This is a genomic window from Capnocytophaga cynodegmi DSM 19736, from assembly GCF_000379185.1.
Lineage (GTDB): Bacteria > Bacteroidota > Bacteroidia > Flavobacteriales > Flavobacteriaceae > Capnocytophaga > Capnocytophaga cynodegmi.
On sequence record NZ_KB900710.1, the window covers coordinates 37,289 to 51,703 of the forward strand.

The following is a 14,415-nucleotide window of genomic DNA, read 5'->3' on the forward strand; positions in this document are numbered from 1 at the left end:
AAAAAAGTTATTGTAAAGTTTGTAATATGAATAGGTTGGCTATTCTTATTCTATAGAAAAATAAAAATTGTTATGCTATGATAATCAAAAGCTATTAAAAATAGTTGTGTGTTATGATTACATAATGATTTATATATTAGGAATTAAAAAATATGATAAAAAAGTTTATTGACAGACCTGTACTATCAACAGTTATCTCCATCTTGATAGTCATTTTAGGTATTTTAGGGATAATTGCACTACCTGTATCCCAATATCCTGATATTGCTCCGGTAACGGTAACAGTTTCGGCAAATTATACTGGTGCGAATGCGGAAACGGTACTAAAATCTGTTGTTATTCCTCTGGAGGAACAGATAAATGGTGTAGAGAATATGGATTATATCAGCTCTACAGCCAACAATAGTGGTTCTGCGAATATCTCAGTTTATTTCAAACAAGGAACTGACCCAGATATTGCTGTGGTTAATGTGCAGAATAGGGTTGCACGAGCCAATGCCATATTACCTTCGGAGGTTACGCAGTCGGGAGTTATCACCCAAAAACAAAACTCGGGGGCGTTGATGTTCCTAACGTTCTACTCTGAAAATCCTGAGCTTGATGATATCTTCATTCAGAACTATATGAATATTAATGTAGTTCCTGCCATTAAGCGTATCAACGGGGTAGGAGATGCTTCAGTATTCGGAGCGAAGGATTACTCAATGCGGATATGGCTCGACCCCCAGAAACTTTCGGCGTATAAACTAAATCCGTCCGAAGTTACTTCTGCAATTACCAGCCAGAGTAGGGAAGCAGCAGCCGGAACCTTAGGTCAGAATAGTGGAAGCATCTATGAATATACAATTAAGTACAAAGGAAAGTTCAACGAGGTAAGCGAATATGAAAATATAGTCATCAAAGCGATAGATGGCGGTAGGGTACTACGCTTGAAAGATGTTGCAAAGATAGAGTTAGGGGCACTTTCTTATACTGGGTTTGCTAAGAATAACGGAAATCCTGCCGTTTCGATGGGTATTTTCCAGACGCCTGGCTCCAATGCACAGAATATTATCAATGATATTAAGGAATATCTGCAAAATGCAAAGCCTACCTTTCCTGAAGGGATAAGCTATACTATCAATTACGACACCAATGAGTTCTTGGAAGCCTCCATATCAAAGGTACTTACTACACTTTTGGAAGCCTTCTTGCTGGTGTTTTTAGTTGTTTATATCTTCTTGCAGGATTTCCGTTCTACGTTAATTCCTGCTATCGCAGTGCCTGTATCTATTGTAGGTACGTTCTTCTTCCTAAATCTGTTTGGTTACTCGATTAATATGCTTACGCTCTTTGCCTTGGTACTGGCTATCGGTATTGTTGTGGACGATGCGATTATCGTTGTGGAGGCAGTTCACGCTAAAATGGAGAATACTGGACGTAAAGCAAGGAATGCAACCATTGAGGCGATGCACGAGATTTCAGGAGCGATTATCTCAGTTACTTTGGTGATGGCAGCGGTGTTCATTCCAGTGACCTTCATAGGAGGAACAACGGGTGTATTCTATAAACAATTTGGGGTAACACTCATTGTAGCTATTGCAATATCAGCAGTGAATGCCCTTACACTTAGTCCTGTGTTATGTGCTTTGTTCCTAAAAACACATCAGCATAAAGAATATCAGGATAAATCTTTCGTACAGAAGTTCTTTCATAAGTTCAACATTGCCTTCGATGCAGCTACTAAACGATATGGGCAAACCTTTACCTTCTTTCTACGCCATAAGTGGGTAACTTTAGTATTATTTGCCATAGCTGGAGTAGGGTTTTATATGGCTAATACTAAAATGAAGACTGGTTTTGTACCTACGGAAGATAATGGATTGTTATTTATAGATGCACAATTGATACCAGGAGCATCAATGGAACGCACGGCAGCCGTGATGAATGAAGCACAGGAGAAGCTACGAAAAATTCCAGGGGTGAGTTCTGTTACAGCTATTACAGGTAGAAGTTTTATTTCAGGGGCAGGAAGTAACTATGGTATGGGCTTTTTGCGATTAAAGCCTTTTGAAGAACGTTTGTCAGACCCTAATCAGTCAATACAAGCTATCACAGCTCAGGCTTTCAGAGCGGTATCGGATATTCCAGAGGCTCGTGTTATCTTTTTCCAACCACCAGCAGTTCCTGGATTTGGTATGAGTTCAGGTTTTTCGATGGTATTGCTTGACAGAGCAGGAGGAGAGATTAAAGATTTGGAGCGAGTATCGCAGGAGTTTATAGGAAAGCTAATGCAACGACCCGAAATACAATATGTACAGACTTCATTCAATGCAAATTACCCACAATATCAAATGACGCTTAATGTAGAACGTGCAGTACAGGCGGGAGTGAATGTAAGTAGTATTCTATCTTCTCTTCAAAGCTATATAGGAGGTGTTTATGCTACTGATTTCACCAAGTACGGAAAGCAATTTCGTGTGATGGTTCAGGCACTTCCTGATGATAGAAAGGATATAAGTAACTTAAATGGGTTGATGGTAAAAACAGCATCAGGTGAAATGACTCCTATTTCACAATTTGTGAGCTTGGAAAGGACTTTCGGACCTCAGAGCTTAAACCGTTACAATCTTTTTACTGCTGTGAATCTTTCAGGAGCTAATGCCGAAGGATATAGTACAGGTGATGCTCTTCGTGCTGTGGAGGAAGTAGCTACTGAGAGTCTCGGTGCTAATTACAGCATTGATTACACAGGAATTACAAGGGAAGAGCAAGGTTCTGGCTCACAAACGGCAATCATTTTTGTACTTAGTTTGATATTTACCTATTTCATTCTTTCAGCTCAATATGAGAGCTACATTCTTCCTCTGGGGGTTATCTTCTCGCTACCCTTTGGAATAATGGGAGCTTATCTGGGACAATGGTTATTTGGCTTGGAGAATAATATTTATTTCCAGATTTCGCTCATTATGCTAGTTGGACTTTTGGCTAAGAATGCTATCTTGATTATTGAGTTCGCTGAGCAACGCAGACATCACGGCGAAAGCCTGTCGCGTTCGGCTATCAATGCAGCGATGGCACGTTTGCGACCTATTTTGATGACTTCATTTGCTTTCATTGTAGGATTATTACCCTTGGTATTTGCATCAGGCATTGGAGCAGCTGGTAATCGTTCGGTAGCAACAGGGGCGGTGAGTGGTTTGCTTATTGGAACTTTCTTAGGACTGATAGTAATTCCAGTTTTGTTTGTAATCTTTCAGCATTTACAGGAAAGGTTTGTAGGAAGAAAAGTACGATTGTAGTCGTTTCGTATAGCTATTGTTTATTTAAATAGATATAAAGACTTAATTATTATAAATAAAAATCCCAGTAATTAGTGTATTACTGGGATTTTATTAATTTTGGATAGTTGGTTAGAACTTCAATCCAACTCCAACTTGAATTTGTTGTGTTTTAGCCTTTTCCTTTCCAAAGTCGCTAATATCATAGAATCCCCAGACGTAGCGTCCGTAAATGAAAAAAGGCCTTAAGTTAATTTCAGCTCCTGTAACGAAAGAAAAATCAGAGCTTTTGAAAAGTTTTTCTCCATTTTGCCACAAATTATCATTGCGATTTGTTAAGATACTGAATTGCGGTCCTGCTAACAAGGAAATAAATCCATTTTGATTGAATTTTAATAGAATAGGAACGTTCAAATAATTAAGTTTCTTTCCTTTATCGAATTTATCATTCCAGATGGAAGTGTAAGAATCCTCAAGAGTGGTATTTGTTTGGTCGAATAAAATTTCTCCTTGTATTGCCAGTTTATCAAGAAGCCCAACGCTCACGAAACCACCTAATTGATACCCCAATTTGAATTGGTCTTTATAGGCTACACCATCAATTTTACCCAAATTGGCTCCAGCTTTTACACCAATGTTAACTTGTGAAAATGCATTTGCAGAGAAAAGCAAAGCAAAAATGACTGAAAATGTTAAAATTGTTTTTTTCATTTCTGTAAAATTTAAAATTTCCGAAAACGATAGGGCAATAACCATACCAAATTACAAAGTTTGTTATCTGAAAAAGAAAGTCGAAAATATTTATATGTTATAAAATGTAGTTTTTATTTGAGAAAAATAAAATTTTAATGTAAAACTTTCATAATATAATATTATCTTGTACTTTTGTATCCCTTTTGTAGAATTAACTTAATAAACAAATAATATATGAACAAACGAGTTTTATGTTTACTTGTGTTACTTGTAGTGAGTTTTCCTCTTTTTGCACAAGTAAAAACCGTAACAGGTACTGTTACAGATGAAGCGGGTAGTCCATTACCTGGAGTAGGCGTTCTGATACAAGGAACGAAAAGGGGTACATCCACTGATTTTGATGGGAATTATACCTTGCAGGTTAATGAAGGAGGTGTTCTTGAGTTTTCCTATATCGGATTTATGACTCAAACTAAAAAAGTAACAGGAGCTGGTAATTCTTTGAAAATTAATGTAGTAATGAAAGAAGAGGCTCAGCAACTTGGAGAGGTTGTTGTTACAGCTTTGGGAATCAAGCGGGAAAAGAAATCTTTAGGATATGCCTTACAAGAAGTGAAAGGAGAATCTTTAGTAGAAGCAAGAGAAGCAAATATAGCAAATGCTTTTTCAGGAAAAGTAGCTGGTTTGCAGATTGTTAGAGGGAGTAATGGTCCTGCGGGTTCTTCTAAAATAGTACTTAGGGGAAACAATTCATTGACAGGAGATAACCAACCTTTAGTAGTTGTAGATGGTGTTCCAATGGATAATTTCACAGGAGCTTCTAACAACGATTTTTGGAACCCTTCTAACGATATGGGAAATGGATTGGGTGATTTGAACCCGAATGATATTGAAAGTATGTCAGTGTTGAAGGGACCCGCTGCTGCAGCGTTATATGGTTCTCGAGCTGGTAACGGGGTTATACTTATTACTACAAAAACGGGTAAAGCACGTGAGGGATTGGGAATTACATATTCTTCTTCTGTAGGTTTTGAAAATGTTTTTATAAGACCCGATGTTCAGGATATCTTTGGTCAAGGACAAGATGGCGTTTATGACCCTCTTTCTTTTTCAAGTTGGGGACCTAAAATTGAAGGACAGATAATTACCAATTGGAATGATAAAAAAGTTCCGTTGCGTACTTATGATAATGTTAATTCATTTCTGAATACAGGTGTTGATATTCAGCATTCTTTGTCTTTTCAGCAACAATTGAAAAATGGGACATCTTTGTATACATCCTTAACACACGTAGACAATCAGAGTACCATTCCAGGTTCTACTTTGGAGCGTCTGAATTTAATAACCAGAGCTGTGTCTCGATTTGGAAAAGATAATAAGTGGACAACAGATTTCAAAGTTCAGTATATTAACTCTAAAGTAAATAATCGTCCTATCAATGGTAACCGAAAAGACAATCCGTTTTCAACATTGATTAATCTTCCTTCTACGATTGATATTTCTGAATTTAGTTCAGGAATTAATTCTAACGGATATCATATTTGGTTTCACCCGAAAGATGGTTTGAATCCATATTGGGCAACTAAATACAATTTGAACAACGACTCTCGCGATCGTTTTTTACTGAATGGTTCTGTAAAATATGAGTTTACAGATTGGTTAAATGCCGAAGCAAAAGTTGGAACAGATTTGTATACAACCAATTTGGAAAATAAAACTTATGGAAAAGGACCTCTAACATCTACAGGAAGATATAGTATTGGAAAGAGAACATTTAATGAAACTAATATGAGCTTCTTGTTGAGTGCCAACAAAAGTAATTTATTTGGTAAGGTGGGAATGGCAGCTACCTTTGGAGGTAATTTGATGAGTCGCAAACATACCGAAATGGGAATCACAGTTGGAGAATTGGAAGTACCTAATTTGTTTTCGGTTAACAATTCCGTGGGGACACCTTCTGTAAGTCAGGATTACAAACATCATAGAATTAATTCATTTTATGGGACTTATCAAATTAGCTACAATAGCTATGCATATTTAGATTTTACAGGAAGAAATGATTGGTCGTCAACATTAAGTAAAGCAAATCGCTCATTTTTCTATCCTTCAGTAAGTGCTTCTGTGGTGTTTACAGAGTTACTAGATAAGGAATTTAACGTAAAACCTTCTTGGTTTGATTATGGAAAAATCAGAGCTTCATATGCTGCGGTAGGAAACGATATGGGGCCATATCAATTGTATAATTATTATACAATAGGTTCTGATCCTAACGGAAATACAACAGGTAGTACCAATTCTGTTTTCTTTGATTCCAATGTAAAAAATGAACTTATAAAGTCTTGGGAAGTGGGCTTGGAAACCAAAATGTTTAATAATCGATTAGGTGTTGACCTTTCTTTCTATAAATCAAACGCTGTAAATCAATTATTAGATATTCCTTTAAATTCAATGAGCGGACGCACTGCGAAAAAAATAAATGCAGGAGATATCGAAAACAAAGGTTTTGAATTGATGCTTACAGGACAACCTATTCGTAATGAGAATTTTGTATGGGATACGAATTTGAATGTTTCTAAAAATATAAACACAGTTAATGAACTTGCCGAAGGAGTTACACAATATGCTTTGGGAGGTTTTGAAAATGTTAAAATTTTAGCAGCAACAGGACAGCGTTATGGGGCGATTTATGGTAGCAAATTCTCTCGCGTTGAGGATACTTCAAGTCCGCATTATGGTAGAATTATTGTTGATGCTAATGGTGTTCCAGAAGCAGCAGAGGGAACTCACTACTTAGGAAATCAGCAACCAGATGTTATGGTAGGGTTTACCAATACGTTCACGTACAAAAATTTAAGTCTAAGTATCTTGGTTGATGGACGTTTTGGAGGTAAAATATTCTCAGGGACTAATCACGGATTAAAAACAAGCGGTCGTTCAGCAGCTACTGTGGTAAATGGAGAAAGAGCTGATATTGTTTATAATGGAGTTGTATCAGATGGTAAAGGAGGATATACAGAAAATACCAAAGCTGTTTCTTCTCAAATTTTTTGGACAACTCTGGCTGGAAAGTCTAACCAAAATTTGGGGATTACAGAAGATAACTTGTATGATGCAACTAATATCCGTATCAGAAATATTCAGTTAAATTATAGATTACCAGATTCTTGGGTGAGAGGCTTCAAAGCTCAGAATGCGAAAGTAGGGTTTTCTATGAATAATGTTTTGATGCTGAAGAGTCATTTGAATGGCATCGACCCAGAATCAGTTTACGCTACAGGAAGCAATGCTGTTGGTTTTGAATATTTTTCAGCACCTACAATGCGTTCATATTATTTTAATCTAACAGTGAGTTTCTAACTTTTAAAGAATAAAAAAATGAAAAATAATAAATATATCAAAACGGGAATATTAGCATTGGCATTAGCATTATTTTCTTGTGGTAATTTTGATGAAATTAATGTGAATCCTAATGTGTCGAATAATGTTGAACAAGTTCAGATAGAGTATTTCATAAATAGTTCAATTTTGGGAACACAGCAAAATCCACACGTAGCTGAAAGGGCTTTCATTTTATATTGGAAAGCTGCAGGAAGAATGGATAGGGTCAATTCCTTGCCAATAGGAACTGCTAATGATGGCTGGAGTACTGATTATTACAATTCTTTAGCTAAGTGGTTAACGGATATCAATACTGCTATAAAGGTACACAAAGAAAAAACAAGTTTAGGATTTAGTGAAAATTATTACAATAATTTGCTACAAGTTGCCCGAATTTGGAGAGTTTATCTGCTAAGTGAAGCTACAGATAATTTTGGTCCAATGCCTATTAACGGATTTCAAGATGAAAATCCAAAATATAACAGTGTAGAGGAAGTTTATAACTATATGCTTTCAGAATTGAAAGATGCAACTTCAAAAATGGATTTAAGCGTGGGTAAAGTACCAAGTAAGGTAGCTAAGTTAGACCTTGCTTATGGTTATGATTTTGCTAAATGGAAAAAATATGGAAGTTCGTTACGTATGCGTTTGGCAATGCGTTTATCTGAAGTGGCTCCATCTGTGGCGCAAAATCATTTTGAAGAGGCTGTAAGTACTGGATATATTGCTGAACTGAGTGATGATTTTGAAGTACAGGAAAAACCAGGTTGGGACGATTTAACAGGAGTGATGTCACGTGAATGGAATATGCAGTATCTCTCTCCAACGTTAAATAACTTGTACATAGGCTTGGGAGGTATAAAATCTTCTACTCAACTTACTAAAGAAAAGGCTGTAAAGAATATAAAACCAGCTGATTGGCTTGGGGTTCGTTATGAAAATCACATAGCAACCAAAACGAATAATCCTGTGGCTGGATATTGGTTTGATGGTCTTCCAAATGCTATGGATCCTCGTGCGTATGCACTTTATCCTATTCCAGGAGATTTTGAAAATGAGCAATTTAATCTATACCCTTCTTGGGCTACTTCTCAAGTAACGGATACTAAGAGAAAGTTGAAAAAAGATGATAAAGAAGATTTGGTAGAAATTGAAGCTGCTTTTACTTGGAATGCTCACACTTTAGGAAGTTGGGGTGCAAAAGGAAGCCTTAATCAAGTTTATAGTTGGCCTGGAGTTACTCCACGCTTACGAAACAATCTACGAAATAGTACTGCAAAACGATTATTCTTCGGTGCTTGGGAGTCTTACTTTCTAATTGCTGAAGCAGCTGTAAGAGGTTGGAATGTGCCAATGACCGCACAGGAGGCTTATGAAAAAGGAATTAAAATGAATTTCACTTATTGGGGAGTTGATGGATATTATTCAAGTTACATAACTTCAGAGGATTACAACCGCGTAGGTACTTCAGTTAAATGGTCACACACTTCTGAGCCTACTTCTGTAGTAATGAGATATAAAAACGGTTATACAAATGCTGAGGAAACGACCACATATCAGTATCCTGTAAATCATTTATATAAAAATGGAACCGTGCGTAATGATGCCTTGACTAAAATTATTACACAAAAATTTATTGCTCAAGTACCTTGGTTACCTCTTGAGGGATGGAGTGATCATCGTCGTTTAGGACTTCCGTTCTTCGAAAATCCTGCAATTGAGAATCCATTGGTCGGAATTCCTTCACTTACTGATGCCAACTATATGGAGAGTAAAGTTGAGTTTTTTCCGCAACGATTGCCATATCCAAGTTCTTTAAAAAGTAATGTTCCAGAAGGTTACAAACAAGCTGTGGAACTTTTAGGAGGAGAAGATGGGGTTCACACACCTCTTTGGTGGGCTAAGAAAAAGTAATAGTCTAATAATCATTGAAAAACAGAATGCTTTTTAACATTCTGTTTTTTTATTTTTAAAAAGTTCTTTTTTCTGTTTAAAAAATGTTTTTTGCTTATTTAAGACGCTTAAACTATATTTGCACTAAATGTAGGTAAATACAACAAAGTGAAAAGGTGTTTATTTTTGATCATTTTTTAAGTTATAAAAGATGAATTGGATTCTTCTGGTTATTGCAGGGTTGTTCGAGGTGGCGTTTACTTTCTGTTTGGGAAAGGCAAAAGAAAGTATCGGAGCAGAAACATACTTTTGGTATGGAGGGTTTGTCGTTTGTACCATAATAAGTATGACCTTACTAATGAAAGCCTCACAGCACCTTCCATTGGGGACAGCTTACGCTGTTTGGACAGGTATTGGAGCAGTAGGAACTGTTTTAGTAGGAATATTTATCTTTAAAGAACCTGCTACTTTTTGGAGGCTATTTTTCATCACAACGCTTATTGGTTCCATTATTGGTTTGAAAGCGGTTTCTAATTAAATTTATGAAATTTTTAAATTTGTAACTTAAAATAAAAAGATATAATTATGAAAGTAACCTATTTAGGACACGCTTGTGTCAATGTCGAAATTGAAGGAAAATTTTTCCTTATAGACCCATTTATTTCAGGCAATTCGTTAGCGAAACATATTGATATTAAATCCGTGAAGGCAGATTATATTTTGCTCACACACGCTCATTTAGACCATATTTTAGATGCTGAGGTTATTGCCAAAAATACAGGAGCAAAACTTATTACGAATCCTGAAATAATGGCACATTACAGAGACTTGGGATTAGATGGCTACGAAATGAATATCGGAGGAACGCAACGCCTTGAAAATGGGGAAGTAGAAATCAAAATGACAAAGGCTGAACATTCATCTGCTTTTGCTGACGGAAAGTATGGAGGAAATCCAGCAGGGTTTCTTATAACAAACAAGGGGAGAACAATATACGTGTCAGGAGATACAGCTTTATCTTTAGATATGAAACTTATTTCGTATCAATATAATGTGGACTTAGCAATTCTTCCAATAGGTGATAATTATACAATGGGAGTTAAAGATGCTTTATTGGCTGCAAAGTTTGTGGATTCATATCACACATTAGGAGTTCATTATGATACTTTTGATGTTATCAAAATAGATAAAGAGTCTTCTGAAAAAGAGTTTTCAAATTCACATCGTAAGTTACATTTATTACCCATCGGCGATACAATTGATATTAACGCTCTTAGTTAAAATTATTTCTATAGAAATGGATAAGTATTTTATCCATTTTTTTCTTTTTGAATGAAACAAAAATCGGTAAGTGAGAAATCACTTACCGATAAAAAATTAAACTAAAAAATCGTATAACTAAAAAACCATTAAGCTTTCGCCTCTGGAGCCCAAGAAGAGCATAGCATTTCTGAACTAGCTTTCTGAGGATGAGCACATTTATCAGTTTTAAAACGAACACAAGTTCCGCAACTGATAGCTTCTTTTGCAGCAACAGTCATATCAAAACTGTCACAAGTGTACTTTGCTTCTACTTTTGTTTTGTGAACGCTGCAAATGTTGTCTTTCTCTAAATTTTGGCAGTTTACGCAACCGCTTGTTAATCTGATAGCCATAATCGTATATTTTTTGATTAATAAATTATTTTATTTTTTACACTGCAAAGATAAGGGTAGAAACACTTAGAAACAATTTAAATAGCTGAAAATGAGTTATATGTATTTAGATTAACTCTATGCTAGTGCTATTTGAAATAGGAATAAATTAATCAATTGCCTATGAAACGAGTCTGTGTAACGTATCTCTATTTTTTTGTTTTTATGATTAGATGATTTTAGGAAATTTGTGTTTTTAAAATCGGATGAAAAGAGTTTTAAAATGGAAAGTGTAGTGGTTTTTGTACTTTGATTCTTATTTTTGCTAGTTCTCAAATTTGATTAAAAACATATCAATCAGTATTACAATTAGTTTTGTCTTCCAATGTTATGTAAGTATTAAATTTTCATTTTTAGGGCAAAAAAAATGTGAATTTGATTTTTTATTTCAAGTTTTATTTGTACTTTTACATCGCCAAATTAAAAAGGGGATTATTTAGAATTAACAATATAATAATTATAAAATCAAAATTATGAGTAAATCAAAAACAATTTCAGTTGAGAATTACGGAATCAAAAATGCAAACGTACGCTACCAACTTTCTGCCGACGAGTTGCACAAAGAAGCTATCGCAAAAGGTGTAGCTGAAGAAGCTAACTCTGGAGCTTTATCTATCAAAACAGGGAAATTTACAGGACGTTCTCCACAAGACCGTTTCATCGTAAAAGACGACATTACAAAAGACCGCGTATGGTGGGGAAAAGTGAATATTCCTTTCGATTCAGCAAAATTTGACGCTCTTTATGATAAAGTAATGGCATATCTTTCTGGAAAAGAATTGTTCGTTCACGACGGATATGTTTGTGCTGACCCTAACTATCGTACAAATGTTCGTACTATTGCTGAACTTCCTTGGAGTGCACAATTCGTTTACAATATGTTCCTTCGTTTGGAAGACAGCGAAGTAGAAAACTTCAAAGAAGAGTGGTTGGTAATCAACGCACCAGGATTCTTGGCTGACCCAGCTGTTGACGGAACTCGTCAATCAAACTTCGCTATTTTGAACTTTACTAGAAAAATTGCTTTAATCGGTGGAACAGGATATCCAGGAGAAATGAAAAAAGGTATTTTCTCTGCACTTAACTTCGTACTTCCTGTATTCAAAAACACAATGCCAATGCACTGTTCTGCAAACGTTGGTAAAGGCGGTGATACAGCGATTTTCTTTGGGCTTTCAGGAACTGGTAAAACAACGCTTTCAGCTGACCCTAGCCGTCACCTAATCGGAGATGATGAACACGGATGGACTCCTGAAAACACAGTGTTTAACTTTGAAGGTGGTTGCTATGCAAAAGTAGTTGATTTGACACCTGAAAAAGAGCCTGAAATTTTTGCGGCTATCAAAAAAGGAGCTATCCTTGAAAACGTGATTATGCACAACGGAGAGGTTGATTTTGCAGATACTTCAATCACTGAAAATACACGTGTTTCGTATCCAATCCACCACATAGCTAATATTCAACCTGGTTCAATAGGTAAGAATCCTAAAAATATATTCTTCTTAACTTTTGATGCTTACGGAGTATTGCCTCCAATCTCTAAATTGACTCCAGAACAAGCTGCTTATCAGTTCGTTTCAGGATATACTTCAAAAGTTGCAGGAACAGAGGTAGGAATTACTACACCACAAAAAACGTTCTCAGCTTGTTTCGGAGCAGCATTTATGCCACTTCACCCAGCTGAATACGGAAAAATGTTGGCTGAAAAAATCGAAAAATCAGGTGTAAACGTATGGTTAGTAAACACAGGTTACAACGGAAAAATGAAACGTTGCAGCTTGAAAGATACTCGTGCTTTGATTACTGCTGCCCTGACAGGAGCTTTAGACAAAGTTGAGTACAAAGAGTTACCAATTTTCGGCTTTGGAGTGCCACAATCTTGCGAAGGTGTTTCTGACCAAGCTATCTTGAATCCTGAAAATACTTGGGATGATAAAGCTCAATTCGCAGCTAAATCAAAAGAATTAGCGGAAGCATTCTTACAAAACTTCAAAGATAAAGGATTTGAAGAAGGAGCTGATGCACAAGTACTTAAAGGAGCGCCAAAATTATAATTTAATTAGAGATTAAATTTATTAGGTCATATATTTTGTAAAAGAAGATTATCTATTTTTATAGATAATCTTCTTTTTTATCAATAAATTTTAATTTATTAACATAATTGGGCATAATTTTTGTCGTATAAAATATATTAACATTTAAAAACAAATAAAAAATGAAGAAAAAAAATTATTTTGGTTTGCTTTTTATTTTTACAGTACTTTTAGTAGGTTGTAAAGATAATGATGATGTAAAGGAAAGCGACGTTGTTGCTGTGCCTAATGCCTCAAATTTTCAAAATTTGAGAGAGACTGCATTGAATAAATTAACTCAAACAAAAGAATTTGAGGTTGATGGAATGGGTGATATTGAGTTTACATCTGAGAAAGGTGTAAAGGTTCGTATCCCAGAAGGATGCTTGGTAATTAAAGGTAAGCCTGTACAGGGAAAAGTAAAGTTTGATTTTATTGAGTTGTTTGATAAATCTTCATTACTTACTACTAATATTGCTACAATGGGGTGGGATAGTAATGAAAAAGTTGCTAAATTTTTGGTTACAGGTGGAGCGTTTAATTTGAAGTTAACTCAAAATGGTCAAGAAATTGAAAGTCTTGATTATTGTAATTACGAGCTGGAAGTTCCAGCGAAGCTTACGGGGAAACTTGATGATACTATGAAATTGTGGTATGGTAATTTAAACGAAAAAGGAAATTTGGTTTGGGACGAAGTTATAACAGAAAATTGGAATCCTGAAACTGGAGAGGGGTGGAATCCTGAGGTGCCTATGCCCGGTTTGATATTCCTAGACGAAAAGTACCTTGTTATAGCTAATAAGTTTGATTGGATAAATATAGACCGTTTCTATGATAATGAGTCACGCGAAGTAACGCCTGTTACTGTCAAAGTGCCGAGTGAATACGATGGAAAAAATTCTGCAGTCTATATGTCTTATAAAGAAGTACCAGGACTTGCTACAATTTATTATAACATTGACAAGAAAATTTTTACTACAGGGAATTATACCTTACCGATTGGTTTGGAAGTTCACGTAATTTTTGCTTCTGAAAGCAACGGAAAATGGGCGTATGCTATAAAGAGTGCAAAAATTACAAAAGACCATCAGGTGGAATTCTTAAAGTCTGAGTTGAAAGAAGCTACACAATCTGAATTTGAAGCTGCAATAAAAGCTATTAAATAGAAGTTAGTTATTAATAAAAAAGCTCGAAATTTGTTTCGAGCTTTTTTTATTGTAAAACCTGTCTAAACTTTTTTGAAGGAAAAGTAAAAGTTCCAAGAATTTTTAGCATTTTTGTTTTGCATAACAAAATGAAAATCAAGGAACTTTGAGCAAAGATATAATAAAAAAATGGATTATTTCCCATTTGAGTATCGGAAAAAGAGGATTTAAAACAAAATTTGATTTATCATTAATTTTTCTTCTGATAGTCAAACGATTA

Annotated in this window: 9 protein-coding genes; 7 read left to right on the plus strand and 2 right to left on the minus strand. The window is 35.5% G+C overall.

The genetic code is table 11. The features are described from left to right. Nucleotides 1–152: 152 nt before the first annotated feature. Nucleotides 153–3,281 carry an efflux RND transporter permease subunit gene (locus YW9_RS0104305; protein ID WP_018278958.1) on the plus strand — a complete coding sequence of 1,043 codons (3,129 nt, stop codon included), beginning with the start codon at nucleotides 153–155 and terminating at the stop codon, nucleotides 3,279–3,281. 111 nt (nucleotides 3,282–3,392) lie between these two features. On the opposite strand, the gene YW9_RS0104310 is transcribed toward YW9_RS0104305, so the two are convergent. Beyond that, nucleotides 3,393–3,971, minus strand: a complete 579-nt coding sequence (locus YW9_RS0104310) for a porin family protein (RefSeq protein WP_026193803.1) — start codon at nucleotides 3,969–3,971, stop codon at nucleotides 3,393–3,395. Nucleotides 3,972–4,187: 216 nt separating this feature from the next. Between YW9_RS0104310 and YW9_RS0104315 the strand changes: the two genes are divergently transcribed. From YW9_RS0104315 to YW9_RS0104330, 4 genes are all read left to right on the plus strand, one after another. Further along, nucleotides 4,188–7,310, plus strand: coding sequence for a SusC/RagA family TonB-linked outer membrane protein (locus tag YW9_RS0104315; protein WP_018278960.1), 3,123 nt, complete (start codon nucleotides 4,188–4,190; stop codon nucleotides 7,308–7,310). An 18-nt stretch (nucleotides 7,311–7,328) separates the two neighbouring features. Then, on the plus strand, nucleotides 7,329–9,245 hold the full coding sequence (locus tag YW9_RS0104320) for a SusD/RagB family nutrient-binding outer membrane lipoprotein (protein ID WP_018278961.1): 1,917 nt from the start codon (nucleotides 7,329–7,331) through the stop codon (nucleotides 9,243–9,245). Nucleotides 9,246–9,435: 190 nt separating this feature from the next. Continuing rightward, on the plus strand, nucleotides 9,436–9,762 hold the full coding sequence (locus YW9_RS0104325) for a DMT family transporter (protein WP_018278962.1): 327 nt from the start codon (nucleotides 9,436–9,438) through the stop codon (nucleotides 9,760–9,762). 47 nt (nucleotides 9,763–9,809) lie between these two features. After that, nucleotides 9,810–10,505, plus strand: a complete 696-nt coding sequence (locus YW9_RS0104330; protein ID WP_018278963.1) for a metal-dependent hydrolase — start codon at nucleotides 9,810–9,812, stop codon at nucleotides 10,503–10,505. 128 nt (nucleotides 10,506–10,633) lie between these two features. Here the strand turns inward: YW9_RS0104330 and YW9_RS0104335 are convergent, their stop codons facing one another. Further along, complete coding sequence (locus tag YW9_RS0104335) at nucleotides 10,634–10,879, minus strand: hypothetical protein (protein ID WP_018278964.1); 246 nt, start codon at nucleotides 10,877–10,879, stop codon at nucleotides 10,634–10,636. A 512-nt stretch (nucleotides 10,880–11,391) separates the two neighbouring features. Here YW9_RS0104335 and pckA point away from each other — a divergent pair. Both pckA and YW9_RS0104345 read left to right on the plus strand, forming a co-directional pair. Then, a complete protein-coding gene (gene pckA / locus YW9_RS0104340) occupies nucleotides 11,392–12,972 on the plus strand; it encodes a phosphoenolpyruvate carboxykinase (ATP) (protein WP_018278965.1) in 1,581 nt (526 codons plus the stop codon). A gap of 161 nt (nucleotides 12,973–13,133) precedes the next feature. Further along, nucleotides 13,134–14,156 carry a hypothetical protein gene (locus YW9_RS0104345; protein ID WP_018278966.1) on the plus strand — a complete coding sequence of 341 codons (1,023 nt, stop codon included), beginning with the start codon at nucleotides 13,134–13,136 and terminating at the stop codon, nucleotides 14,154–14,156. Nucleotides 14,157–14,415: the final 259 nt, after the last annotated feature.

Coding starts and splice junctions, on each gene's coding strand:
- YW9_RS0104305 (WP_018278958.1), top strand. CDS start 153: ATGATAAAAAAGTTTATTGACAGACCTGTACTATCAACAGTTATCTCC.
- YW9_RS0104310 (WP_026193803.1), bottom strand. CDS start 3,971: ATGAAAAAAACAATTTTAACATTTTCAGTCATTTTTGCTTTGCTTTTC.
- YW9_RS0104315 (WP_018278960.1), top strand. CDS start 4,188: ATGAACAAACGAGTTTTATGTTTACTTGTGTTACTTGTAGTGAGTTTT.
- YW9_RS0104320 (WP_018278961.1), top strand. CDS start 7,329: ATGAAAAATAATAAATATATCAAAACGGGAATATTAGCATTGGCATTA.
- YW9_RS0104325 (WP_018278962.1), top strand. CDS start 9,436: ATGAATTGGATTCTTCTGGTTATTGCAGGGTTGTTCGAGGTGGCGTTT.
- YW9_RS0104330 (WP_018278963.1), top strand. CDS start 9,810: ATGAAAGTAACCTATTTAGGACACGCTTGTGTCAATGTCGAAATTGAA.
- YW9_RS0104335 (WP_018278964.1), bottom strand. CDS start 10,879: ATGGCTATCAGATTAACAAGCGGTTGCGTAAACTGCCAAAATTTAGAG.
- pckA (WP_018278965.1), top strand. CDS start 11,392: ATGAGTAAATCAAAAACAATTTCAGTTGAGAATTACGGAATCAAAAAT.
- YW9_RS0104345 (WP_018278966.1), top strand. CDS start 13,134: ATGAAGAAAAAAAATTATTTTGGTTTGCTTTTTATTTTTACAGTACTT.